At 45.5% G+C, this 25128-nt stretch carries 19 protein-coding genes; 15 read left to right on the top strand and 4 right to left on the bottom strand.

Annotated features, from left to right (window positions below; translation table 11 throughout):
• Window positions 1-3: 3 nt before the first annotated feature.
• The 6 genes from ACKTT9_RS13735 (at window position 4) to ald (ending at window position 6913) form a co-directional block, all read left to right on the top strand.
• A complete protein-coding gene (locus ACKTT9_RS13735; RefSeq protein ID WP_407872032.1) occupies window positions 4-1125 on the top strand; it encodes a glycoside hydrolase family 88 protein in 1122 nt (373 codons plus the stop codon).
• Window positions 1118-2269 (top strand): DUF2264 domain-containing protein, encoded by a 1152-nt coding sequence (locus ACKTT9_RS13740; RefSeq protein ID WP_407872033.1) that lies wholly within the window; start codon window positions 1118-1120, stop codon window positions 2267-2269. The genes ACKTT9_RS13735 and ACKTT9_RS13740 overlap by 8 nt, the downstream gene beginning before the upstream one ends.
• Window positions 2270-2721: 452 nt before the next feature.
• On the top strand, window positions 2722-3255 hold the full coding sequence (locus ACKTT9_RS13745) for a matrixin family metalloprotease (protein WP_407872034.1): 534 nt from the start codon (window positions 2722-2724) through the stop codon (window positions 3253-3255).
• 18 nt (window positions 3256-3273) lie between these two features.
• Window positions 3274-3822 (top strand): hypothetical protein, encoded by a 549-nt coding sequence (locus ACKTT9_RS13750; RefSeq protein WP_407872035.1) that lies wholly within the window; start codon window positions 3274-3276, stop codon window positions 3820-3822.
• Window positions 3823-4006: 184 nt separating this feature from the next.
• Window positions 4007-5674, top strand: a complete 1668-nt coding sequence (locus tag ACKTT9_RS13755; protein WP_407872036.1) for a PucR family transcriptional regulator — start codon at window positions 4007-4009, stop codon at window positions 5672-5674.
• Between the two features lie 123 nt (window positions 5675-5797).
• Entirely contained in the window at window positions 5798-6913 is a 1116-nt protein-coding gene (gene ald, locus ACKTT9_RS13760; protein WP_407872037.1) for an alanine dehydrogenase, read from the top strand.
• A 46-nt stretch (window positions 6914-6959) separates the two neighbouring features.
• Here the strand turns inward: ald and ACKTT9_RS13765 are convergent, their stop codons facing one another.
• The 3 genes from ACKTT9_RS13765 to ACKTT9_RS13775 are packed head-to-tail and all read right to left on the bottom strand — an operon-like array spanning window position 6960 to window position 9538.
• On the bottom strand, window positions 6960-7817 hold the full coding sequence (locus tag ACKTT9_RS13765) for a MetQ/NlpA family ABC transporter substrate-binding protein (protein ID WP_407872038.1): 858 nt from the start codon (window positions 7815-7817) through the stop codon (window positions 6960-6962).
• Window positions 7818-7847: 30 nt separating this feature from the next.
• Window positions 7848-8510: a methionine ABC transporter permease gene (locus tag ACKTT9_RS13770; protein ID WP_157319838.1), complete on the bottom strand. Its 663-nt coding sequence runs from the start codon at window positions 8508-8510 to the stop codon at window positions 7848-7850.
• The gene (locus tag ACKTT9_RS13775; RefSeq protein ID WP_407873036.1) at window positions 8507-9538 is read right to left on the bottom strand and encodes a methionine ABC transporter ATP-binding protein; all 1032 of its coding nucleotides are present in this window, start codon (window positions 9536-9538) and stop codon (window positions 8507-8509) included. The genes ACKTT9_RS13770 and ACKTT9_RS13775 overlap by 4 nt, the downstream gene beginning before the upstream one ends.
• 235 nt (window positions 9539-9773) lie before the next feature.
• On the opposite strand from ACKTT9_RS13775, the gene ACKTT9_RS13780 reads away from it, so the two are divergent.
• Both ACKTT9_RS13780 and ACKTT9_RS13785 read left to right on the top strand, forming a co-directional pair.
• Entirely contained in the window at window positions 9774-11444 is a 1671-nt protein-coding gene (locus ACKTT9_RS13780) for a hypothetical protein (RefSeq protein ID WP_407872039.1), read from the top strand.
• Window positions 11445-11462: 18 nt separating this feature from the next.
• Entirely contained in the window at window positions 11463-12422 is a 960-nt protein-coding gene (locus ACKTT9_RS13785) for an acetylxylan esterase (RefSeq protein ID WP_407872040.1), read from the top strand.
• A 54-nt stretch (window positions 12423-12476) separates the two neighbouring features.
• Here the strand turns inward: ACKTT9_RS13785 and ACKTT9_RS13790 are convergent, their stop codons facing one another.
• Window positions 12477-12680 (bottom strand): YrzA family protein, encoded by a 204-nt coding sequence (locus ACKTT9_RS13790; protein WP_127449519.1) that lies wholly within the window; start codon window positions 12678-12680, stop codon window positions 12477-12479.
• A 182-nt stretch (window positions 12681-12862) separates the two neighbouring features.
• On the opposite strand from ACKTT9_RS13790, the gene ACKTT9_RS13795 reads away from it, so the two are divergent.
• From ACKTT9_RS13795 to ACKTT9_RS13825, 7 genes are all read left to right on the top strand, one after another.
• Window positions 12863-14614 (top strand): ABC transporter ATP-binding protein, encoded by a 1752-nt coding sequence (locus ACKTT9_RS13795; protein ID WP_157319842.1) that lies wholly within the window; start codon window positions 12863-12865, stop codon window positions 14612-14614.
• Window positions 14601-16403 carry an ABC transporter ATP-binding protein gene (locus tag ACKTT9_RS13800; RefSeq protein WP_407872041.1) on the top strand — a complete coding sequence of 601 codons (1803 nt, stop codon included), beginning with the start codon at window positions 14601-14603 and terminating at the stop codon, window positions 16401-16403. Before ACKTT9_RS13795 ends, ACKTT9_RS13800 begins: the two co-directional genes overlap by 14 nt.
• 311 nt (window positions 16404-16714) lie before the next feature.
• Window positions 16715-18385, top strand: a complete 1671-nt coding sequence (locus ACKTT9_RS13805) for a pyridoxal phosphate-dependent decarboxylase family protein (RefSeq protein WP_407872042.1) — start codon at window positions 16715-16717, stop codon at window positions 18383-18385.
• Between the two features lie 5 nt (window positions 18386-18390).
• A complete protein-coding gene (locus ACKTT9_RS13810; protein WP_407872043.1) occupies window positions 18391-20169 on the top strand; it encodes a methyl-accepting chemotaxis protein in 1779 nt (592 codons plus the stop codon).
• Window positions 20170-20411: 242 nt separating this feature from the next.
• Window positions 20412-21104 (top strand): response regulator transcription factor, encoded by a 693-nt coding sequence (locus ACKTT9_RS13815; RefSeq protein ID WP_407872044.1) that lies wholly within the window; start codon window positions 20412-20414, stop codon window positions 21102-21104.
• On the top strand, window positions 21097-22653 hold the full coding sequence (locus tag ACKTT9_RS13820; RefSeq protein ID WP_407872045.1) for an ATP-binding protein: 1557 nt from the start codon (window positions 21097-21099) through the stop codon (window positions 22651-22653). The genes ACKTT9_RS13815 and ACKTT9_RS13820 overlap by 8 nt, the downstream gene beginning before the upstream one ends.
• 225 nt (window positions 22654-22878) lie before the next feature.
• Window positions 22879-25113 (top strand): GDYXXLXY domain-containing protein, encoded by a 2235-nt coding sequence (locus ACKTT9_RS13825; RefSeq protein ID WP_407872046.1) that lies wholly within the window; start codon window positions 22879-22881, stop codon window positions 25111-25113.
• Window positions 25114-25128 lie beyond the last annotated feature (15 nt).

A 25128-nucleotide genomic window follows, 5' to 3' on the forward strand; every position in this document is an offset into this window, starting at 1 on the left:
TGTATGTGGAAACAAGCCATTGAAGATGCTTTACAGAAAACGAAAGTGAACATTGAACGTTTTGGGGATTTATTTCCTCATGTCAGCGAAAATGATGTGTATCACTTGAATCCGAATACGGATTGGACGGACGGCTTCTGGTCCGGTATTTTGTGGCTGGGCTACCAATACAGCGGTGACAAAGCTTTTCAAGAGGCTGCACAGAAAACGGTTGCAAGCTTTAAGAAAAGATTGGAAGACAACGTCGCTCTCGATCACCATGATATCGGCTTTTTATATTCCCTTTCTTCCAAAGCGCAATGGATCATTGAAAAAGATGAGAATGCCAAACAGCTTACACTTCAGGCTGCTGACGTATTGATGAAACGCTGGAGACCAAAAGGCCAGTATATTCAAGCTTGGGGCCCAGAAGGAGATGAGCATAACGGTGGCCGCATTATCATTGACTGCATGATGAATCTGCCGCTCTTATACTGGGCTTACGAGCAAACAGGCGACGCGAAATACAAAGAAGTTGCTGTTATTCATGCTGATTTAAGCCGTCGTTATTTGGTGCGTGGCGACGATTCCTCTTTCCACACGTTCTATTTTGACCAAGAAAACGGTGAGCCATTGCATGGTGGAACAGCACAAGGATATAGCGATGGATCAACATGGACTCGCGGCCAAGCATGGGGGATTTATGGGTTTGCGCTTTCTTACCACTATACGAAAAATCCGCTTTACCTGGAAACTGCGAAACGTTTGGCTCGTTACTTCTTTGACCGCTTGCCGCAAGATGACGTTGTGTACTGGGATTTTAATGCGCCTGTGAATGAAGAAACGAAACGCGACAGCTCCGCTTCCGCGATTGCTTCAGCAGGAGCGCTTGAGTTGTTGGAGCATTTGGCTGGGGATGATGCAGACCGTGCTTATTTGGAAAATGCGATTGGGCGCTCCATGGCTGGACTCGTGAAATCGTATGCAACAATCGGCAAGCCGGATGCACAAGGTTTCATTGAGCGCGGCTCCTATAGTGTACGCGGCGGAAACGCGCCGGACGACTTCATGATCTGGGGAGATTACTACTACTTGGAAGCGCTTGTGCGCATGGAGAAAGGAATTAAAGGTTACTGGTATGAATAATCAAGTGGCAGCCAGCAGTACCCGTTCTTACTGGGTACAAACCATGCTTCGCATTGCAGATCCCGTTCTTACGGCATTGGCGGATAAAAAACTGCGGGCAACCATGCCTGTTGAGAATAAAAAAGAAGAGCAGCGCCAATACTCGCATCTGGAGGCTTTTGCCCGTACGCTTGTTGGCATCGCTCCTTGGCTGGAAACACCTGCGCTGGATGCAGAAGAGGAAAAGCTTCGGACACACTACGTCCAGCTCGTGCGTACAGCTCTGGATGCGGCGACTGATCCTGAATCGCCTGATTTCATGAATTTTAGCCACGGATTTCAGCCGATTGTGGACACTGCTTTTCTGTCGCATGCGATTCTGCGAGCTCCTAACACACTTTGGCATGGACTGGAGAGCCGTGTTCAGAGCAATCTGGTGCAAGCCTTGAAAGCGACGAGAACTCGCAAGCCCGGTTTCAACAACTGGCTGTTGTTCGCCGCGATGACGGAAACCGCGCTCAGATTTATGGGCGAGGATTGGGACCAGATGCGTGTGGACTTTGCCCTCAAGCAGCATGAGCAGTGGTACCTCGGAGACGGCATGTACGGCGATGGCCCTCACTATCATGCGGATTACTACAACAGCTTCGTGATTCAGCCTATGCTGGTTGATATCATTGAGCATGTGGATACGCATTATGAAGATTGGGCTGTTATGCGCAAGGATATTTTGGCGCGTGCGCAGCGTTATGCCGCTGTTCAGGAGCGTTCCATCTCTCCTGAGGGCACGTTCCCTGTCATCGGCAGGTCGCTTGCTTACCGGTTCGGCGCATTTCAGGCCCTAGCTCAAACAGCACTGCGCCGCGAACTGCCGATCGGTGTTTCTCCTTCGCAAGTTAGATGCGCATTAAGCGCCATTATCAAGCGTCTGATTGAAGCACCGGGCACCTTCGACGAAGAGGGGTGGCTGACGATCGGTTTATGCGGTCACCAGCCTGAACTTGGCGAGCCTTACATCTCTACAGGCAGCCTATACCTGTGCTCCGCTGTCTTCCTGCCGCTTGGCTTGCCGGCAGATGATGCGTTCTGGAGCGATGCGGATGCGCCTTGGACCTCGCAGAAGGTTTGGTCCGGGCAAACCGTTGCCATTGATAAAGCCATATAAGTTGGGATATCCAAAAAGCGCCTTGTTTCCTAGTGAAACAGGCGCTTTTTTGATAAATTAATAATCAAACTTTAGAGCAAAAGTATTTAAGTGTAGAATTTAATAAAATGTAAAAATGGTATTAAAGGCCTATTGAATTTAAAACTAGTGTAGTAATTTTAATATGATTTATAAATTTGGGAAATTGTTCCAAGGGAGTTTGCTCTTAAATTAAAACTTAATTTTTTGAGTCAAAAGTGAGCAATTATTTGTAAAAGTGAGAGTTAGAATGATCATAAAGTAGTCCATATATTCTATATTTTAAATAAATTTGACTATAAATATCTGGTTCCAAAATTAATGGTATATATTGTAAAATGGATTCTATAGAACTATATCAAATATTTATATAAAAATGATAATATATGGAAATGAAAGCGGCCGCTTTTAAGACTTAAAAAAGGAGTAGTGCCATGTCAGCTCAAAAATACTTACGTTTTTCAGCAATTTCACTTGCAGTTTTTACTGTCCTTTTTATTTCTCATTCAGTAAATGCCTATAATCTCCAGGGCCATAAGTTTACAAGTCATACATTTCACTATTATGATGGTACTCTAAGTGACTTTTATGATGAATCTTCAGATGTGGCTATGGATAACTGGTGGGATACCCCCACTCAAATTGGATTTACCCCGACTTCAGATGTTAACTCAGCTGATATCAATATTACTGGTGCATACTATGGTAATAATGGTACAACCGCGTCTACATTGATTTGGAAGCAGAATGGAATTGCAAGTAAAGCAGAAATTCGAGCCAATTATTCTGAGATGGATGGAATTGAAGATTTCAAAAAGGCAGCAACTTTTACCCATGAGCTTGGTCATGTTTTCGGTATTGATCATGTATCTTCTAAAAGCCAAATTATGTATGGGTATCTCACAGGAAGAACTGTATATACACCGCAGAGCGATGATATCAATGGCGTGAATTTCCTATATCCATAGAAAGTAGAGGTACATCTAATGAGCAATGTTTGGAGAAGCAAATATACTTATATGATCTGTTTATTACTAATTATTATCGCAGTGACTGGTCTTTTTCTTGCTGAAAAGAAGAATGCATCTGAATCCGTTGTAAACATACAGGGTGAATTATCTAAAGAATATGATTCGGTAGATGCACTTAAACAAGACTCTGATTTAATCGTAGAAATTATAGCTACCAATGTTAACTCATTGAAGTACGAAGGGCTTATATTTTCAATAACCGACTCTACTGTTAATAAGGTATATAAAGGCGCCATCCAAGGATCATCCATTAAAATTCTTGAAAATGGCGGTTCGTATGAAGGTAAAGAATATATTTTTGAAGAGAGTCCAGTGTTAAAATCTAGTGAATCAGCCATTGTTTTCCTAAAAAAATATAATGGGCCGATTACAGATCATGCGTACGTTGTGACAGGGGCTATTCAAGGGAAGTTTAAGAAAAATGGAAGCAAACTGCATCCACCTCACTACGCCCCAGGTGAATTAGCTGGTGTTAAGGATATCGCGAATCTTAGACTTAACTAAGTAGCTGCCAAACAGTGATACAAAGAAACTGCCACTTAATCAAGTGGCAGTTTCTTTGCATTTTTTCTCACCGATTATGACGCCATTCCTTTTTTCATGTATACTAAACTTCGTTAATTCTTTTATCCCCAAACAGCCTGAATAGTCAATTGTGGATAACTTTGATGAGTCAGAAGAAAGTAGCGTGACAGTCTTGAATCAAGATTATCAATTAACGGTTGAAGAAGTGCTGGGTAGACCTTTCTTTCAGCAAGCCTATATCGCTGCAGGACAAGAAGGGTTGCAGCGACTAGTGCGCTGGGTGCATATCATTGAAGTGATTCAGTTTGAAGAGCTCCTGCAGGGCGGAGAGATGATCCTGACTACGGGGGCCGCTTTTAAGAGCGATACGAAGCTGTTTATGCACTATTTGGAGCAGCTTATTAATAATAACGTATCCTGTCTTTGCATAGAAATGGGCCATTATTTAAGTGCTATCCCGCAGACGTGGATTGACGCGGCGGAAGCCTGCGGGCTCCCTCTCATTATTTTCCCTCAAGCGGTGCGCTTTATCGACATTACGCAAGATATTCATGCGCACATCATTAACCAACATCATAAAGCACTCCAAGATCTGGAGAAAATTTCACGAGAATTCCATCGCATGACATTATCTTCGCAGGGCGTTTCCCACGTGCTGGGGCTGCTCCAGAGCAGTACAAAAGCCCAAGTCATCTATATGCCTCAAGATGGCCAACCCAAATTTGTTCCACAGCTGGGGAGCCGGGAGACGACGCAATGGCTGGAAATTTTGAGTAACCAAATAGAGCGGGAAACAACGGCCAGAAGTACAGGCTCTCCGGTTGTTTTCGAATTAGAAGGACAGACGGTAATCGTGCAGCCTGTTGGCGCGATGGGGAAAACATGGGCCCATATTATTCTCGTTCTAGGTCGTAAACCACAGGAGTATGAGTACTTGATTCTGGACTCCGCCTCTTTGTCGATCGCGCAGGACTTATTGCGCAAACGCTATATGGAAGAGCGCAAATTGTACTCGCAAACCTTATGGGTAGACGATCTGCTCCATCTTCGCATTCGAGACGAGGAGCAGGTCAAAGTTTTGATTGGCCATGGATTTAAACAGCTGAATGAACTGCCTTATCATGTTATTTTAATCGAATTTGAACATAGACAGACTGAATACAAATCCGTACTTGAAGACGGTGATGGCATAGAATCTGCGGGTATTCATCTTTCATTAGCCGCACGTTCCATTTTTGAACAGCACACGTTTCATCCCTTATTAACTTTGAAAAATAACCGGCTTGTCGTCGTAGCTTTTGACAAAACGTCCAAACGGCCGGCCAAAGAGCGGCTTCAGCAGGTGTTTCAGTCGCTTCAACTCTTGAAAGCGGAGGAGGAGATGGAGCTGACCATCGGAGTTGGCCAAAGCAACCGCAGCTTTTTGCAAGCCCACCGAAGCTATCAAGAAGCGCTTCAAGCGATCTCGCTTGCTCCGACACTGCGGGGCAAAGTGCAGTTTTATGACGAGCTGGGCGTTTTCCAACTGCTTTTTCATATTGCCGACAAGCAAATTCTGCAGTCTTTTGTCCGTACGTATTTAGGGCCGATTATCGATTATGATCACATGAAAGGCAGCGAGCTGCTGCGCACGCTTAAGGTTTATCTGGACAGCGACGGGTCTAAGCAAATTGCGGCCCAGCAGCTTTTTATCGTTCGACAGTCCCTTTATTACCGTCTGGAGAAAATAGAGGAGCTGCTAGGCGCAGATTACATGCTTCCTGAGAAACGGTTAGCGCTGCAGGTCGGAATCCGGGCGTATCAGCTGCTTTATCCGGAAGTAAAATTGTGAAAAAAAACCGGACAGATTTTTGACAATTTGTCTAATGGAACAAGATCGGATCCCTCTTATACTTGGAACTATCAAGTGAAGACGGATCCTTTTTCGTGGGTCCCTAGGAGAGGTAGATGCAGAATGATTATTGGGGTTCCTAAGGAAATAAAAAATAACGAGTTTCGCGTAGGGATGACGCCTAGTTCCGTGCTTTCTTATACAAGAGCGGGGCATGAAGTGTTGGTAGAAACCATGGCAGGTCACAGTATCGGGTTCACGAATGAAGATTACGTACAAGCAGGAGCGACGATTGTCGCTGCAGCATCGGACGTTTGGGCAGCTGAAATGGTGGTCAAAGTCAAAGAACCGCTTCCAGAGGAGTATGGCTACTTCCATGAAGGTTTGATTTTATACACGTATCTTCACCTTGCACCTGAGGCTGAATTGACACATGCACTAGCTCGCAATAAGGTAACCGCAATTGCATACGAAACCATTCAGTTGGACAATGGCAGTCTGCCACTTTTGACACCAATGAGCGAAGTAGCGGGCCGCATGTCCGTCCAGATCGGCGCGCATTTCTTGGAGAAAGCGCACGGCGGCAAAGGGATTTTGTTAGGCGGCGTACCTGGTGTTGAGCCTGGAAAAGTAGCCGTCATTGGCGGTGGAATCGTAGGAGCCAACGCAGCGAAAATGGCGATTGGATTAGGCGCCGATGTTACGATTGTGGATCTGAATCCGGATCGTTTGCGTCAATTGGATGATCTCTTCCAGGGACGTGTGAAAACGATTATGTCCAGTCCATATAACATCGCCGAAGTCGTACGACAAGCTGATTTGGTGGTCGGTGCCGTACTTATTCCTGGCGCTCGCGCACCACGTCTCGTGACCGAAGAGATGGTCAAAACGATGAGTCCCGGCAGCGTGATTGTAGACGTTGCGATCGACCAAGGCGGCTCCATTGAGACGATAGATCGCATCACAACGCATGACCAGCCGACTTACGAGAAGCATGGCGTCATTCACTATGCAGTGGCGAATATGCCAGGTGCCGTAGCTCGCACGTCTACATTGGCTCTAACAAACGTGACTACGCCTTATGGCTTGCAAATCGCCGGCAAAGGGTATGTGCAGGCTGCTCTCGACAATAAAGCCATTGCCAAAGGGATTAACGTTGTAGCCGGGCATGTTACTTACAAGGCTGTCGCTGAGGCGCATGGCTACGCATATACGGATATTCAATCTCTTTTACAATAAGTATAAAAAAAACCGTCAGGAAGATTTTCCTGACGGTTTTTCTATGTTAGAACGCTGGAACGATAGCGCCTTTGTATTTATCTTCGATGAATTTTTTCGTGTCAGCGGAGTTCAATTCTTTCGCCAGCTTTTGCATAGCTTCGGAATCTTTGTTGTCCGGACGAGCGACGAGAATGTTCACGTAAGGGGAGTTTTTGTCCTCGATGAACAGCGCATCTTTCGTAGGGTTCAAATTCGCTTGAAGCGCGTAGTTCGTGTTAATCAGAGCCAGATCGAACTCACCGATCGTACGTGGCAGCATAGCCGGGTCAAGCTCTTTAATTTGAAGTTTTTTGCTGTTTTCGACGATGTCTTTCACAGTTCCTTTAATGCCAACGCCATCTTTCAGCTTGATCAAACCGTTTTTCTCCATCAAAGCTAGCGCACGGCCGGCATTGGACGGGTCATTCGGAATAGCGACAGTTGCGCCATCTTTCAACTCAGCAGCGGATTTCACTTTTTGAGAGTAAGCACCGAACGGCTCAATGTGCACGCCTACGACTTTTACAAGATCTTGCTTTTTATCGGCATTGTATTGGTCCAGGTAAGGCTGGTGTTGGAAAAAGTTTGCGTCTAGTTGTTTTTCAAACACTTGCACATTCGGTTGTACATAATCGTTGAACTCGATGACTTCCAGGTTAACGCCTTGTGTCTTCATTTTTGCTTTGATGCCGTTCAAAATTTCAGCGTGAGGAACGGAAGACGCGCCAACCTTCAAAGTAACTTCTTTGGCAGGCGTCGTTGCTGCCGGCGCTCCAGAAGCAGCTGGCGCTGTGCTGGCTTGGTTCTCAGCCGGTTTTTGTCCACATGCGGCAAGCGCCAACACGAAGAATAGAGCAACAAGTGAAACAGAAAGTTTTTTCATGATAAAATGACCTCCAATAATCGTGATGTCTTATTTGCGGTTGTATTTGGCGACCATGCGATCACCAAGCATTTGTAGAAGCTGAACGAAAAGGACTAGGATAACGACGGTGACGATCATAATATCCGTACGGAACCGCATATAGCCGTAGCGGAGAGCAAGATCGCCGAGCCCGCCTCCGCCTACGACGCCTGACATGGCGGAGTAGGAGAGCAGGGCCACAGCCGTCACGGTAACGGCTGAGATCAAGCCCGAGCGTGCTTCCGGCAGCAGTACGCGCCAGACGATTTGCCATGGCGTTGCGCCCATCGACTGAGCGGCTTCAATGACGCCGCTCTCGATCTCGCGCAGCGCGGATTCAACCAGCCGCGCCAGGAAGGGCGCGGCGGCGATCACGAGAGGCGGGATCGCGCCTTTCACGCCGATCGTGGTGTGCACGAGCGCCTTCGTGATCGGGAACACCGAGATCATGAGAATAACGAAGGGCACGGAGCGCAGGATGTTCACGATCAATGAGAGCACACCGTATAGCGGCATATTTTGCAGCAACTGCCCTTTGGAAGTAAGGAATAAAATAATGCCAAGGGCTAAGCCAATGATGATGGTGAACAGGAGTGACCACCCCAGCATGACAAGCGTATCGCCGGTTGCTTTGGCAATCTCAGCCCAGTTAATCTCCCAGGTCATATTCATGGGGCCATCACCTCCACATCCATTCCTTCTTGCTTTAATTTAGCAATAACGGCCTCGATTTCCTCTTGATGTGCACCGGATAATTGCACGACCAGCTGGCCATACGGCACCCCTTTCATGGAAGAAATGGTGCCTTGCAAAATAGCGAAGGTCACATTCGTCGATTTGACAGTCTCGAAGAGAATCGGTTCATACGTCTTCGCGCCGATATACGTAATCCGAATGACCGTACCTTGCGTATTTCCACTATTCAGGTTCATGCCGCCGTCTTCTGTTACATTGCTCGCGAAATCTGCAACCTGACCGACAAAATCCTTCGTTACCGGATGCTGCGGTTGAAGGAACACATCGAGCACTTTCCCGGTTTCAACGATCAAACCTTTCTCCATAACAGCAACGCGGTCACAAATCGCGCGAATGACCTGCATTTCATGCGTAATCAACAGAATTGTAATGCCAAGTTTCCGGTTAATATCGAGCAGCAGAGCGAGAATGGCATTCGTAGTCTGCGGATCAAGGGCAGAAGTAGCTTCGTCGCAGAGCAAAATGTCCGGATGGTTAGCTAATGCTCTGGCAATACCAACACGCTGCTTCTGTCCACCGGAGAGCTGGTTGGGATATTTGCCGGCATGGTCCTGCAGTCCCACCAATTCAAGCAGCTCTTTAATCCGTGCATTCATTTCAGCTTGTCCCATTCCTGCCAGCTTCAGCGGGAAAGCGATATTATCGGCAACCGTCGAGGAGGAGAGCAGATTGAAATGCTGAAAGATCATGCCGATCTTGCGGCGCTTTACTTGCAGCTGTTTGGCATTTAAACTTGTCATGTCTTCACCGTCGATGGTAATGGTTCCCGAGGACGGACGTTCAAGTAAATTTACGCATCGCAGCAAGGTGCTTTTCCCGGCGCCGGAGTGTCCAATGATGCCGAAGATTTCTCCACGATCGATATGTAAATGGATCTGCTGGATGGCCGGTACACGTCCCGGTACATCCTCGTACACTTTTTGTAAGTTCTCGATATGAATCAGGATGAATACCTCCTATCCCAAGCAAATAATGGTGACTATATATTTTGACCAACGGTAGATTATTTTATAAGAAAATGTAAAGGGAAGCAACAGCCAAAATATGAAAAAATGAATGTTCCGTCAGTCATTGACGATGCATATGATTGCATATAAACTTAAGTTAAACGTTTCAACTAAGAAAGACAGCGCTTTATTATACAAATAAACCGTTATCTTTGATGAAGGACGCAAGGGGATGACAAATTTGACGAATTTGCAACAAAGACAAAACGAAATCAAATCAAAGGTAGCCGCGGCGGCCTATCAACTGCCAATACTAGAAAGCGGCTTTTTATTTCACCAAGATGTTCGAGATAATTTCTATTATGCTTCCTATTTATTTGCCGCTTCTCAAGAGCATGAAATGGAATTTGCCGGTGACCGCCAATTGGCGAAAAGTAAAGCAGAAACGATTCTTCAACGTTTACTTGAACTACAGGATCAGGATGCGCACAGCCCAACTTACGGACATTGGCCGTTAAATTTAAAACCGACACCGCAGGAAGCTTCTAAAAACACACTTCCCGTGGAACTGATGGGAAGTTTGATGGTTTATTTTTATGATCGATACTCAACCGTTCTTAGCGAGCCCTTACGCAGCTCATTTGAAGAAGCGCTTCAACATATCTATAAGAGCAATTTTTATCGTAAAAGGGTTGAGCATTACAACCATCACGAAGCCAAATACACGGCTGCCAAGCTCATTTTTGGGCAGCGCTTTGCAGATAAAGAATTGTTGGAGGATGGCATTTCGAGCTTACGCCTTACATTGGATCGGATTACATCAATCGGTATGTCCGAGTACGGAGGGCTGCCGTGGTTCTGGCATTGGGTTCAGGCGTTTACATGCGCGTGGGAGCTAATGAAGGATCAAGAGCTGAAAGAGGAGCTCGCACAAATGCTGGATTATTTATGGCGTATCCGCTCGACGTATTATTTGAGAGGGGCCTGGGTGGGACCCCATTCCAGAATTTGGCCGCATGATATGCCTAGGGATACGAATGTCCTGCATGATTACGTGCAGTATGGGGATTTTACGCTCCCTGAGGAAATGCCTCGAACCGAATTTGCAGGTTTTCTTGCGTATGAAGCTCCAACGGATGCTCTGGAACTCGCCTTGCATCGTAAATCCCCAACTGAAGTGAAATTCCGAATTCCCAAACAGGTGGGAACGGCGGCTAATGATGAGGATGTGCTGCATAGCTATGCATATATCACAGAAAGTTTCGCGGTAGGCGGTATCTACGAGCGCATGCTTGAATTTGACAATGAGCAGCATCGCTGGGATGTGTCGCTTCCCCTGGATGCTGTGACAGGCGTCAATCATGCTTATTTTTTTCATCCAGCTGCTGGAAATAAAGAAGGAGATTTGCGGCATCAGAGCGAATTTTCAGAAGTGTTTTTTCACCGGAACACCGTCATTGCTGATTATCAAATCCCCGAAAGCCAGCAAGATCAAATTATCGGCTGTTTGCCGGCAGGGGAATGGGTGGAAGATGAGCATGCGTTGTTCGGCATTTGTGGACAAGCGTACATGGCTGTCTATATTCAGCAGTCGTATCAAAGGGAAGTGCTCGACGACCGTTCCATCCTTACGAGCAGCGGCCGCAATAATGCCGTTGTGATTGAATGTATCGACAAGCATGACGCGCTGCAAAAGGGGATTGTGGGCGTACGTCAATTCGCAAGCACGATGAAAAACAGGCATCCGGAGCACGCTCAGTCAGATGAGGGCGGAGCCGTATTGACTTACACGACGCTGAATGATGAGATACTTGTTTTCAAAAGCGGTCCTGACCGCGAATTGGGCAGATGGGTTAATGGTCAAGCTGTTCATTTCGCTGCATTCAAGGCCCCTTTAAAATAAAAGAAAAGAGGAGTTATCATGCCATTAGTGGATATGCCTTTAGAGAAGTTGCTCGCTTATGAGGGCCGCAATCCCCGACCTGCTGATTTTGATGCGTATTGGGAGCGGGCCATTGCCGAAATGAAAGCCGTTGATCCGCAAATCGAGCTGCGTCCTAGCGAGTTTCAAGTGCCTTTCGCTGAATGCTTCGATCTTTATTTCACAGGCGTGAAGGGCGCACGGATCTATGCCAAATATATTCGCCCTAAGCACTCATCCGCTCCTCATCCAGCTATCGTACAATTTCATGGTTATTCAGGTAATTCCGGCGATTGGTCGGATAAAGTTCAGTATGCCGCTTTAGGGTACTCGTTTTTCTCTATGGATTGCCGTGGGCAAGGCGGCTTGTCTGAAGATGTAGGAGGCATGAAAGGAACTACGCTCAGAGGTCATATCGTGCGTGGATTGGACGATCATCCTGATCAATTATTGTTCAGGGATATTTTCCTTGATACAGCGCAGCTGGCTGGCATCGCGATGAGCATGCCGGAAGTGGATGCAGCGCGTGTAGGCGCTATGGGAGGCTCTCAAGGCGGAGCTCTGACGATTGCTTGCGCTGCGCTCGAGCCGCGTATTAAGCGATTGGCGCCGGTGTACCCGTTCCTTAGCGACTATAAGCGCGTATGGGAAATGGATTTGGCGAAGGATGCCTATCAGGAGCTGAAGGACTTTTTCCGCCGCCATGACCCGCAGCATAAACGGGAAGAGGAAGTTTTCACCAAATTAGGGTACATCGATATTCAAAATCTAGCCGGGCGAATTCAAGGTGAAGTCATGATGGCAGTCGGTTTAGCCGACACGGTATGTCCGCCTTCAACGCAATTTGCCGCCTACAACAAAATCAAATCGCCTAAAAGCTACGAGCTGTATCCGGATTTCGGACATGAAGGCCTTCCCGGCTTTAATGATAAGACGCTCCAGTTCATGCTGGGCTTATAATGCAAAAAATGACTCTCTCATCGATTCGGATGGGAAGTCATTTTTTCATGTCGATTACGATTTGAAGTGGACAACCGCACTGTAGAGCATTTTACCGGCATTCGGGTCGAATGTGGTGTGATGCTGAACGGCGTAAACACTTAATAACAGGGCTTTATTATTATCTACTTGTTCGTTAATTTGCTTCTCCAGCGTTCGCAAGTCATAGGCTTGAAAAAACTCAATTTTATTGTCAATTCGGTCTAATATAAAATCCATTTCCGTAATCCTCCTAGGTAACATATGTGAAAATTAGATGACTTCTCTATTATAACGTCAATATCTGATATAGGAAGTGGCTTTGAATAGGCGTATACTGTAGGGGGACGCCTAGCAAGATACAAATGTTCCTTCGGAATACTTATTATTCCAGACAACAAGTATTAGGAAGTGATGTCGTTTTGAAGTCAACTAGGTTATTAATTGATTTCCTGAAACTGAAATGGCCGTTGTACATCGTAGCCGCATTGTCAATCTCCGTAGGCAACATTGTATATTCGTATTACCCTAAGCAGCTAGGCGCATTTACGGATCACCTTAAGGTTGGGGGCTTGAGTAGAGATTTAATTGTGACCTACAGCGTGCAGCTCCTGATTATTGGTATTACATTCGGTGTTTTAACAGCAATTGGACAGTATTTGATTATGCGAAACGGAAGACGATTCGAGTTCGTCGCCAGAAATCGATTGTTTGATCATTTTACACAGCTGGGGGCTACTTTTTACTCCAAAAATGGTGTCGGCAAGCTGCTGAGTTATGTGATGAACGATGTGACCGTCATCCGGGAATCGATTTCGATGGGAATTAACCAGATTGTGAACTCGGCGATTTTAATTATTGCGGTTGTCGTGACCATGCTTTTCAGTTCAGTTCCGTTGTATTTAATTCTTGTAAGTGTTTTGCCACTATTGCTTATCCCGATTCTGAGCGTGAAATTTCAACCTATTATTAAAAATCGTTCCTTACAGGTTCAAGAGGCTTTAGGTAAAATGACCGAATCAGCTGAGGAGCAGTTTGGCGGCATCCGTGTCACGAAAAAGTTCGCGGTTGAACCAATCATGATTAACAGGTTCAGTACAACGGTGGACCGGATTCGCGACAACCAACTAAGACTGGTTCGTCTGTCTTCCCTATTTGAAGCATTAATTCCGTTTCTGGGCGCAATATCGCTTATTATCGCGATTGCATTTGGGGGCTATTTGACGATTCATGGTCGGATTACGATTGGGAATTTCGTTGAACTAACGCTCTACATACGCATGATGGTCAACCCGCTTCAGCAGATCGGACGTGTTATTAATGCCATGCAGCGGTCCAAAGCATCGCTTGAGCGGATCAATGAGCTGCTTGATTTGAAATCGGAAGTTGCAGAGTCAGAGCTGGCGCAACCTTCACACCTCGATCAAGAGGGAATTCGGATTGAGCATTTGTCCTTCGCTTACCCTGATGACGAGGATGAAGTGCTCCATGATATTTCGCTAACGATTGAGCCGGGTAAATCGATTGGCATTATCGGTAAAACAGGAAGCGGCAAATCCACGCTGGTGAAGCTGATGCTGCGGATTTATGATCCTCCTGAGGGAACCGTTTACATCGGGGATACTGACATTCGGGATGTGACCTTGGAAAGCCTGCGCAATCAAATCGCCTATGTGCCTCAAGAGGGCTTTCTGTTTAGCACAACCATCCGGGACAACATTGCGTTTTATAAACGGGAATTACCGCTTGAGCAGGTAGAACGCGCCGCCAAAAATGCGCAAATCCTGAACAGCATTATCTCCTTTCCCGAGAAGTTTGAGACGAAGCTGGGAGAACGCGGGGTGACTTTGTCAGGTGGCCAACGCCAACGTACGAGCCTTGCCAGAGGCATCATCAAGGATTCACCGCTCATGATTCTGGATGATAGCGTTAGCGCGGTGGATTCTGTAACAGAGAAGCATATCATCGATACGATTCGTAAAGAACGTTCCAACAAAACGACGATATGGATTGCCCACCGGATATCGGCATTAAAGCATACGGATGAAATTATTGTGCTCCACGAAGGTCGAATTGTTCAACGCGGCACACATCAAGAACTTATTGCGCAGGAAGGCTTGTACGCCGAGCTTCATGCGATACAGGAAGGAGGCAGCCACGATGTCGCGGAGTAAAGAGAGCAGCACCGCTGAGCCGAAAGCGGTGAAAACGTCCTTCCGGGCTTTATCCGTTTATGCCAAGCCGCATTGGTTGACATTTGCAGCCGTTCTGGTGTGCGCCTTGATGGGGATCGCTGCTGACTTGTTTCAGCCCTATCTCGTAAAGATCGCGATCGATGATAACTTGATGATCGGGAAAAATGATTATCACGGACTGCTGATGATTTGCCTATTTTATGTAGGACTTTCGGTAAGCTCATTATTTTTCAGTTACCTGCAGAACAACTTGCTGCAATTCGCCGGCCAAAGCATTGTAGCTAAAATCCGTAAGGATTTGTTTCAGCACATTTTCAAGCAGTCAATGTCGTATTATGACAAGACGCCTAGCGGCAGTCTCATTACCCATGTATCCAGCGATACTGAGACTCTAAACCAGTTCTTTACGCAAGTTTTGTTAAGTCTGGTGCGCGACGGCATGACCTTGATTTTCATCATCGTGTTAATGTATCATCTGGATCCAACGCTAACGTTATACAGTATGATCGTCATTCCAATCATAGCGATTATTGCTATTAGCTTTCGTAGATACATGCGCAAAACGTATCAGCTTTCCAGGACGCGATTGTCTCAAATGGTAGCTTATGTGGCTGAAAATTTATCAGGCATGCATCTGATTCAAGCCTTTCACCAAGAGAATGAACAGATGAAACGTTTCGTAGATCGCAATTCAAGCTACTTTCAGGCAAACTTGCGGGAAATCCGTACGAACGTGTTGTTTAACCGCTCTTTTGATATTTTGGGGAATCTTTCGGTAGCTTTTATCACTTGGGTCGGTGGAATGGCCGTATTTGATAAAACGATTGAGTTTGGTGTGCTTTATGCGTTCATTACGTATATTCGTCAGTTTTTTCAACCCATTAACAATATCACGCAGCAATGGAATACGCTTCAGTCTACAACGGTTTCCATGAACCGGATCTGGAACATTTTTGCTACACAGCCGGAAGTCAATGACAAGCAGAATGCGAAAACGATCCCGCTGGCCAAGGTCAAGGGCGAGATTCATTTTAACCATGTGAAGTTTGGTTACTTGAAGGATATCTCTGTTCTTGAAGATCTAGAGCTTCGAATTGAACCCGGTGAAATGATCGGGATTGTCGGCACGACGGGAGCGGGTAAAAGTTCGCTTATTTCCTTGCTTTGCCGCTTTTACGATGTGCAGGAAGGAAGCATCCGGATTGATGGTACGGACATTCGGGATATTGCGCAGGCTAATTTGCATCGCATGGTCGGGCTGGTCCAGCAGGAGCCTTATTTATATGCGGGCAGCATTCTCGATAATGTGCGGATGTTTGATGAATCCGTTGCGCGTGAGGATGTCATCAAAGCCTGTCAATTGGTGGGCGCTGACAGTTTGATTACGAGGTTGAAGGATGGGTACGAGACGCGGATCTCGGAAAGAGGAAGCGGTTTGTCTGCGGGGGAGAGACAACTGATTTCTTTCGCGCGGATCATTGTTTTCCAACCGAAAATATTGATTCTCGATGAGGCTACGGCGAATTTGGACTCTCAGACGGAGCAGCTGATCCAGACGGCCCTGCAGATTGTTGCTGAGGGAAGAACAACACTTGTGATCGCCCATCGGATCTCAACGATTATTCATGCGAATCGTATTCTGGTTATGAGCCAAGGTCAAATTGTAGAGGAAGGCAATCATTCTGAATTGCTTGCTCTGCATGGCTATTATGAGCAATTGTACTTGCATTCTCACGGGAGTATGGACGCGGCGCAATCCATTTCCTAGCCTTAGTCGACAAAATGATAGTAACCATAAAAAGCTTTATCACGTTCCTTTTGGGAATGCTGATAAAGCTTTTTTTATCTTTCTTATTCTACCAATGGTTATTAAATGGAAACGGTTCAACTATATAACAAAAGTACTATATAAGTATAATATTTGGTAAATTGTGTTGTTATATTCAAAGTGCTGTACTATACTATTGTATAAAAATGTAAGGTTTTTGTCGGCTATTGTCGAAAGAAAGGGGTTTTGCCTCAGTTGGACGTTTTTCTGCCTATTTTCTTTAAACGATTCTATCGATAGGAGAGGAAATTATGAGAGAGAAAAGATTGCCAGACGTACAGAGATTGTTTCCTAGTGAGAATGGTAACCAGCAATCACGCCAAATGATGATGCGATTCTTTGAACAAATTTTGACCGGGGTCGATGGGCTGAAAAATCCGGATGGCGTCAACCTTAGAGGTGAAAAAGACCGCACAGACCGCTTTTACAACAACCTTATCCAACAAAGCGCGATCCCCTCTGAAAGCATGCCGATGGAGGAAGTTAACTCGGAGTTATTGACCCTGCTGCACAACCATCCTTACCATACCAAATATTTTCTAACCAATATTTTGCCAATGGCTAGTATACCGGGTATTGTGGGCATGCTTGCAGCGTTCATGGTGAACGGCAACAATCTATGGGATGTGTACGGTCCAGCGGGTGCCGAAGCGGAAGTAAAAGTTATCAGCATGATGTCGAAATTAATCGGTTATGATGCCATGAAAAGCGGTGGGTACACAACCTGGGGTGGTCAGGGAGCCGTATTCTCAGGACTGCGTATAGCAATTGCCAAATTCGCTCCGGAAGCCTTGCAGAAAGGTGTTCCCGACAACTTGTACGCATTTTGTTCCGATGCCGCCCATTACAGCTTATTCAAATCTGTTGAGGCCACGGGAATCGGAACCGATAAATTAATACGTGTTCGTACGAAGGCTGACAGTTCCATGGACGTGAATGACCTGAAGCTTAAGATGGAGGAGGTCATCGCCCGAGGCGGGATCCCGATTTATATTGTCGCTACAACAGGTACGACGGATGCCATGGGGATTGACGATTTGGAGATGATCCAGACTACAGCCGGCAAGGTTGCTGCTCAGTTTGGGCTGTTAAGACCTCATATCCATGCGGACTCGGCGTTAGGCGGATTTTTTGCTTTCTTCCAAGACTATGATTTCACAGCTAATCCACTAGAGTTTAAAACTGAAGTATTGCAAGCCTTACAAGCTATACATAGCCGGATGAAACATCTGCATTTGGCGGATTCGCTTTGCTTTGATTTTCAAAAGCTGGGGCAGACCCCTTATTTAACAAGTCTCTTTCTTGTCAAAGAAGCAGCTGATCTAATGTTGATGGACCTACATCCGGACGAAACGCCATATGTCGGGCATCGTGGTTATGGCCAGTATCATACCGGATATACACTGGAATGCTCTCGCATGGCTAGCTCAATCAGTATTTACAGCGCTCTTCTTGCATTTGGCATTCAAGGGTATCAGCAGCTGTTAGCTCAATTCGTTGAAGTTAATCTTGCCTTCCGTGAGGCAATGCGTGTAGAAATCCCGGAGGCTGTTATTGTGAATGCGGATAATCCCGGTATTATCACGTTGTTCCGGCTTTATCCAGAGGGCGGCTCCCGTTTTGAGGAAGAGGTTTCGGGTGCATGTCCGCTAAGTGAAATTGATCGTAACAACAAGTTTAATGAAATTTTGTTTGAAGTTCTTGGGAAGCAGCGCGACCGCATATTTTTCGGAGACACCAAAAAGCACTTGCTAGTGCCAACGAAAGAGGGGAGTTTTACAGCTTTATATGCGACCAAAATTTTCGTAATTTCCCCTTATACGGAGGTTAAGCATGTACCGGAAATCGTGCAGTATTTGAAAACATTTGTCTCACAAGTTTTTGAGAAATATGCCGAAGCATCTACGATACACGGGAGGTAACAGAAGTGGTTACGCAAAAGCAATCTCTGACAAATAAAGGGAAACTTTTCAATACGAAAACAGTGAACTGGGTTCGAGAACATATTGCCGTAAAAATGACGCTCAGCATTGTTGTGCTCTTGTTAGTTGTCAGCTCGGTATTCTCATTGTCCGGATACTGGGTGAGTAAAGGATTAGCGACGAAACTTGAGGATCAATTTGTTCTGCGGTTAACGTCAAATATTCAAAACGTATCCAACTATTTAGCCGTCATTCCTGAACGTCCTGAAGATATAACGGACACCAAACATCCTGGCTACCTGCGAATAAAAAAACAATTCGAGGAGTTCAAGAAGCATGACACGTTGGAGAACGTGTATGTATTGATCAAAACTCCCACGAAAGAACAGATCGTAATTCTAACGGGTGTTGCCGATGATTACGGAACCGAATACCCGTTTACACCGGAAATGAATGAGGCAATAGCGCAAGATAAACCCATGATCAGCAATATTTATAAAGATGAATATGGCATTCATAAATCGATCTTTGTACCGCTCAGAAACAAAAATGGTGAAAACGTCGGCATCATTGGCATTGATTTGGATGCGAGCGTTATATCCAAAACCTATCAAGAAATGTTCTGGACGATGCTGAGCATAACGCTTATTGTTTTGGCCATTGGAAGTTTGATTGCCTACTATATTAGTCGTAGCGTAACCAAACCGGTCGTTCATCTCATGCATATCACAGAGAAAGTCGCTGCGGGTTACTTAACTGAACAAGTCTCCATTGAACGCACCGATGAGATTGGTAAACTGGCTGCTTCCTTTAATGTGATGCGCAGGAACTTGGAATCGCTTATTCGCCAGATGTATGATTCTTCCCATATCATTACTCATACGAGTGAGCAATTGTATCAATCCGCGGATGAGTCAAGCTCCAGTGCAGGACTGGTTGCAGTTTCTATGAACAGCATGTATGACGGTGTGGCGGAAGTTGTAAATTCCATATCAGAGAGCACGTCATCGATCGTTGAGATCAACTCTGAACTGACGGAAGTCACGACGGAAGTCAAAGAGATGCAGGAGATGGCGCATAAAGTTGGGGCACATTCGGTTGATGGCCAGCAGCTCGTCGAGAAGACGCTGCATCAGATGAATGTGATTCAGCAAGAGATGAAATCGTCGCATGAAGCCGCTCTTCAATTAGGCAATCGTTCGAAGGAAATCGGAGCGATTATCAACATTATTACGGAGATTGCGCAGCAGACGAATTTGTTGGCCTTGAATGCTTCGATTGAAGCGGCTCGCGTTGGCGAGCAAGGCAAAGGTTTTGCCGTTGTTGCCGGTGAGGTGAAGAAGCTGGCAGAGCAGTCATCGAAAGCTGCAAGTTCGATTACGGAGCTTGTGTCCGGCACTCAAAAAGACAGCCGTCTGGTCATGGAAAGCATCGTCCAGGGTAATCATGCTGTCGAGCAGGGGCAGACCTGGATTAATGATACATATGAAAATTTCAAAGTCATTTTCAATGGGATTTCCGTGTTTTCCGAGCGGACTGATAACTTGTTGAATACATTGGAGAGAGCAGTGCGATCATTCGAGATCATTTCCCGCGTGATGCACAAAATTTCGGGCATTACCGAGGATCAGTCTGCCGGGTATGAGGAAGTTGCGGCTGCTGCGCAAGAGCAAAGCGCTTCGATCGAAGAGATTACAACGGCAATTCGCCAATTAGCGGAGATGGCGGTGGAGCTGCAAAAGTCAGTGAAAAGCTTTAAGCTCACTGAGCCACAGCACAAATGAAAAATTGACTAACCAGCCTTAGGGCTGGTTTTTTTATGTGCGTTCTGATCAAATAGAGAGCTGGCAGCCTCTTAAGCGTAAGATCCCTGAAGTTAAGAAAATCTTAAGAATTGTCTCCATAATCTGTTAAGATTCAGTGTCTATACTAAACCTCATGATAGCTATCAATATTTTGATTGAATTTACGAGACCAACTTGATACGTTTAGTAACACAGAAATGATGTAAAGGAGGAAATTCGGCATGGCACAACCTACAATACTCCTAGTCGACGACGAGAAAGAAATTATAGATATGCTTGCCATTTATTTGAAAAATGAAGGTTATCAACTGCTTCGAGCATCTGATGGAGCAGAAGCCCTTCAGGTTCTTCAAAAGGAAGAGATAGATCTTATTGTTCTCGACATCATGATGCCGAAAATGGATGGGATCGAGGCTTGTTTAAAAATCCGAGAGCAAAAAAATATGCCGATCATCATGCTGTCTGCAAAGAGTCAGGATATGGATAAAATATGGGGCTTAAGCTCAGGGGCCGACGATTACATGAGTAAGCCATTTAATCCGTTGGAGCTTATCGCTCGCATTAAGTCCCAGCTTCGCCGCTACACTAGGCTTAACGTACCTCATGTGAACAAGGATCACGAGTTCGAAGTGGACGATCTGACGATTAACACACAGACGCATGAAGTCAGGCTGGAAGGTAGAGAAATCAAACTAACCCCAAGGGAATTCGCTATTCTTGAACTGTTAGTCCGCAACCGAGGGATGGTGTGGAGCTCGGAAAAGCTGTACGAAACCGTATGGAAGGAAGCCTACTATGACTCTGATAATACGGTCATGGTGCATATCCGCAAAATTCGCGAAAAAATTGAATCAAATCCAAGATCTCCGAGATTTATAAAAACGGTTTGGGGGGTTGGCTATAAAGTTGAATAAACGTTACGATATCGATCCTTACGCTAAAGTAAACCGATTTCCATTTACCTTTTTTCCCTTTAATCTTATTCGAAAGCTGATTATTTTGGTACAGACGCTCTATAAGATTACGATGGGGCAAGTTGAGCGGAGTATAAGAATGCAGTTGATGATAACCTTTGTCGTTTGTTTGTTGGCAGGACTACTGACTTATGGCATTTGTTCGAATCTTTTCGGAGAAATGAGGCAGACGGCTAATATTGATTATAAATACGGAATTGAACGAATAGATAATGAAGCCAGAAGCTTGGTTAATGAACTATCAACCCTCCAAAATCAACGAGATTTGCCCGGTGGTGAAGATTCTGGGATGAATGCTGAGTTCTTCGAAAATCATGTTAAGGGGATGAGTGATCAGAAGTTCAAAGTTCTAATAACGGATCTGGAAGGTAGAGTCGTTTATCGAAGTCAAAATGCAGCAGAAACAAATGTCGAAATTTACAATGTGATCGGCAACGCGATGAACGCCAGGACGGAACAGGATTATGGCCGAAAAGAATTTTCAAGTTTTTACCCTGTTAACTATAGGGGACAAAAATCTTATCTGATTGTCTCCGGCATCCCGGAACCGCACATTACGTATCAGAAGGGTGAAAGTCCGCTGTCCCTGTTGAGTGCTGTTGCTGTTTTTATCCTTTTGTTCTACTTCATGACGCAAAAGAAAATGCGCCACATTGAGGAATTGGCGGGTGGTCTGCGTATCATTGCAACCGGGAATTTGGATTACCGCGTCATTGAACGTAGTCAAGACGAGCTTGGTTCCCTTGCCCGGGATTTGAACTTTATGGCTGAAGATTTGCAGAAAAAGATTGAGGAGGAAAGAAGAAGTGAGCGTTTGAAGCGCGAGCTGATTACCAATGTTTCTCATGATTTACGCACGCCTCTGACGCTCATCATGGGGTATTTACGGCTGCTGCATGATAAAAGCTATGAAACACCTGAGCAGGCGGCTGGGTATATTAGTATTGCTTATCATAAGTCCGAAAAGCTGAAACTACTTATTGATGACTTGTTCGAGTTCACGAAGTTATCCAATCACGATGAACCTCTTTACAGAGAAGGGGTAGCAATCAACGAGCTATTGGACCAATTGCTTGAGGAGTTTGTCACATTGGCTGAGGAGCAACAGCTTAAGATCAACCGCACAATCCCGAAGGAGAAGCTGTTGGTTCGTATTGATGTGGATAAAATGATTCGTGTCTTTGAGAATCTTCTGGGAAATTCCCTGAAGTACAGTTTGAAGCCAGGGGCGATTACCGTTAGCCTGCACCATGATTATCGGTATGTCACTCTACAAGTCAGCAATCAAGCAGAAGTGATTAGCGATGATGCTTTGCATCAGTTATTTGATCGGTTCTATCGGGTTGATGCATCACGATCTTCCAATACCGGAGGCTCCGGTCTAGGGCTCGCGATTGCCAGAAGTATTGTGGAATCGCACGAAGGTGCCATTTGGGCTGAGCAAAGCAACGGCCAAATTCATTTTTTCGTGAAATTAAAGCTTGTTTAATGAAATAGACGTTTGAAGGGGATTTGCTATAAGACATCCCTTATACATACACTCAGCCGATTATTGCCCCTGAGGCAGAATTGGCTTTTTTCTTATGATTTTATAGTCAAGATTCGCAATGGAGCGTTATTAAAGGCTAATGATGGGGTACTAGGAATAGTTAGTACTTCTCAAAACGTATAACTCAAGTACAATGAGAATTAAGACGAGAGGGGGTTATGCATCATGAAATCGAAATGGATTACGATTCAATTAGGCTATGTGCTGGGAGCCAGTTCCCTGCTAACGGCCATTGTATATTTCTTCGCAACCAACTGGGAGCAATTAAACCGCTGGGAGAAGTTTGCGCCTGCCTTTCTGCTTATTCTCGGCTTCTATGGATTATCAGTTTGGCTTTCCCATCAAACGGGTCGGCAATTTCTAAGTAGGCTTAGCTTGTTTGCAAGCTGCGTTTCCTTTGGTGTAGGAGCGGGGCTCATTGGGCAGACCTACAATTCTCATGCCGACAGTTACACGTTGTTTGCGGTCTGGTTTATTCCGGCCTTTCTTTTTGCCATATGGACGAGGTGGCAGCCCTTTTACATCCTGTCGTATATTCTTGGACATTTGGCTTATTCCTTTTACTTTTTCCCTCATTGGCAAGGCGGATCGGATTCGGAATGTGTTCAAATTGCGATCTGGGTAGGCTTAGCAATTGTGAATGGTATTCTCTATCTGTTAACAGAGCGTGGGAAGCTGAACTCTTCGTTAATGAAGTGGATTTCATTTCAAGCGGTAATAGGTATACTGCTCCTCCTTTCAAATTCGTACGCATTCGAAGATTACGGGGTGTTCATGAATCTGCCCCTGATTGGAGCTCTTGCGGCAGCGGTATGGTACTCACATAAAATGCGCAACAAAGCTTATTTATTGTACTCAGGCTTATTTATTTCAGCCACGATTACGTTTAAATACATCGAACTCGTCGTTCGCCATTATAATGAGCTTTTTTTCATCATCAGTTTGCTATTTGTGATTGTATTCATCGGTGCCAATGTGAAGTTCATGACATTTATTCGGGCATGGCAGCCTGCTGAGAAGCCAAGGAATGAAGTACTCGAAGGTGAGGCAGGAGAGGACGTTAAACCGGAAGGTGATTTTACCAAATGGATTGTGCGTGTTCTCACGGTTTCCGTTGTTATCATCGGATCGCTGTTAGGCAGCCTGACGGTTATCGGGATTGTTACGTTGGTGCTGGGGTTTGAGAACCCTGAGAATGTGTTGATGGGTTTTGGACTTGTCGTTGTAACCAGCATGATCTTTTTGAAAAAGCTAAATGCGCTAGTGAGGTACACCATACTCATCAGCGGACTGCTTCTTGGAGCGGGGGCGGCTGTGTTTGCAGAAAATATTCCCGTCCAATTCGCTTTCTTAGCGCTTACAATCGCCGCGTTTATCTATATTGCCGGGATGGTGCATCGCATTTTTTTCTTCCTTGCGGCAATTTTGATCACAGCTGCGATACTAACCAATTGGCTCGATAGCAGCGTTGTCATTTTGTCAGTGATTACGGGCTTATTGTTCGTCCTGTTTGCAGGCGGGCAGGTCATCGGGAATGCTGCAGTTAGGCAGCCGGTGCTCTATAGCAGCTATCCATCGTTTCTCTTCACATTGTTTGTGTTAACTTTCATGACCGAATCTGCTTGGTATTATGTCACCAACGCCCTTTTCTTTATCCTTGTCGTGCTTGCCTTAGTTGTTAGCAGGCAGCTGCATAGCCGTTGGATTTTTGCTTGGTCGATGGGGTTCTGGACAGCTTTCCTCGTGTATAAATATTACGATTTAGCCTGGAAGCTGCTGCACAAATCGATTACGTTTGGCATGATTGGCATCTTGATACTGATCTTTACCGTTTGGTACGAAAAAAGGCATCGCCTTGAAGCTGTCGAACCCGAAACGGCTGCTGGGGCAAACGTGAAAGCAAATCGGCTCCTTATTGCCGTGCTGGTGCTGCTGCAGATCGCAGCCATGTCGATACAAATTGGCAAAAGCGAGTGGCTGCTCTCCCATGGACAACTCATCAAACTCCAGCTTGAACCGCTGGACCCGCGTTCGCTTATTCAAGGGGATTATGTACGTTTGCGCTACACGATTTCTGAGCCGCCTATTTCCGATTTGAAGAACGATGATGTGACATCTAAAAAGAAAATCTCTGTCGTGCTCGCTCCGAACACAGCTACTGATGTGTATGAATTCAAACGTGTCTATACGAAAGGGGAAGAACTTGCCCCAGGAGAAGTGCGTATGAACGGTACTTGGAAAGGGTATGAGGGGATCGAATATGGCATTGAAAATTATTTCATTCCAGAAGGAACAGGCCGTACTTACGAACAAAATGCCAAGTTTGCGGAAGTGAAAGTCTCTGCTAGCGGTGATGCCATTCTTGAGCGACTTGTGCTGCAACAAAGTGTTGTTCATTAAAGATTAATGTGGTAA

Origin of the sequence: Paenibacillus sp. P36 (assembly GCF_045866505.1) — a bacterium.
GTDB lineage: Bacteria > Bacillota > Bacilli > Paenibacillales > NBRC-103111 > Paenibacillus_E > Paenibacillus_E chondroitinus.

Excerpts from the sequence above, each read along its gene's own strand:
- ald (WP_407872037.1), top strand. The coding sequence starts at position 5,798 with ATGATTATTGGGGTTCCTAAGGAAATAAAAAATAACGAGTTTCGCGTA.
- ACKTT9_RS13815 (WP_407872044.1), top strand. The coding sequence starts at position 20,412 with ATGGCACAACCTACAATACTCCTAGTCGACGACGAGAAAGAAATTATA.
- ACKTT9_RS13785 (WP_407872040.1), top strand. The coding sequence starts at position 11,463 with ATGCCATTAGTGGATATGCCTTTAGAGAAGTTGCTCGCTTATGAGGGC.
- ACKTT9_RS13805 (WP_407872042.1), top strand. The coding sequence starts at position 16,715 with ATGAGAGAGAAAAGATTGCCAGACGTACAGAGATTGTTTCCTAGTGAG.
- ACKTT9_RS13825 (WP_407872046.1), top strand. The coding sequence starts at position 22,879 with ATGAAATCGAAATGGATTACGATTCAATTAGGCTATGTGCTGGGAGCC.
- ACKTT9_RS13790 (WP_127449519.1), bottom strand. The coding sequence starts at position 12,680 with ATGGATTTTATATTAGACCGAATTGACAATAAAATTGAGTTTTTTCAA.
- ACKTT9_RS13735 (WP_407872032.1), top strand. The coding sequence starts at position 4 with ATGTGGAAACAAGCCATTGAAGATGCTTTACAGAAAACGAAAGTGAAC.
- ACKTT9_RS13780 (WP_407872039.1), top strand. The coding sequence starts at position 9,774 with ATGACAAATTTGACGAATTTGCAACAAAGACAAAACGAAATCAAATCA.
- ACKTT9_RS13770 (WP_157319838.1), bottom strand. The coding sequence starts at position 8,510 with ATGAATATGACCTGGGAGATTAACTGGGCTGAGATTGCCAAAGCAACC.
- ACKTT9_RS13765 (WP_407872038.1), bottom strand. The coding sequence starts at position 7,817 with ATGAAAAAACTTTCTGTTTCACTTGTTGCTCTATTCTTCGTGTTGGCG.
- ACKTT9_RS13750 (WP_407872035.1), top strand. The coding sequence starts at position 3,274 with ATGAGCAATGTTTGGAGAAGCAAATATACTTATATGATCTGTTTATTA.
- ACKTT9_RS13800 (WP_407872041.1), top strand. The coding sequence starts at position 14,601 with ATGTCGCGGAGTAAAGAGAGCAGCACCGCTGAGCCGAAAGCGGTGAAA.
- ACKTT9_RS13745 (WP_407872034.1), top strand. The coding sequence starts at position 2,722 with ATGTCAGCTCAAAAATACTTACGTTTTTCAGCAATTTCACTTGCAGTT.
- ACKTT9_RS13740 (WP_407872033.1), top strand. The coding sequence starts at position 1,118 with ATGAATAATCAAGTGGCAGCCAGCAGTACCCGTTCTTACTGGGTACAA.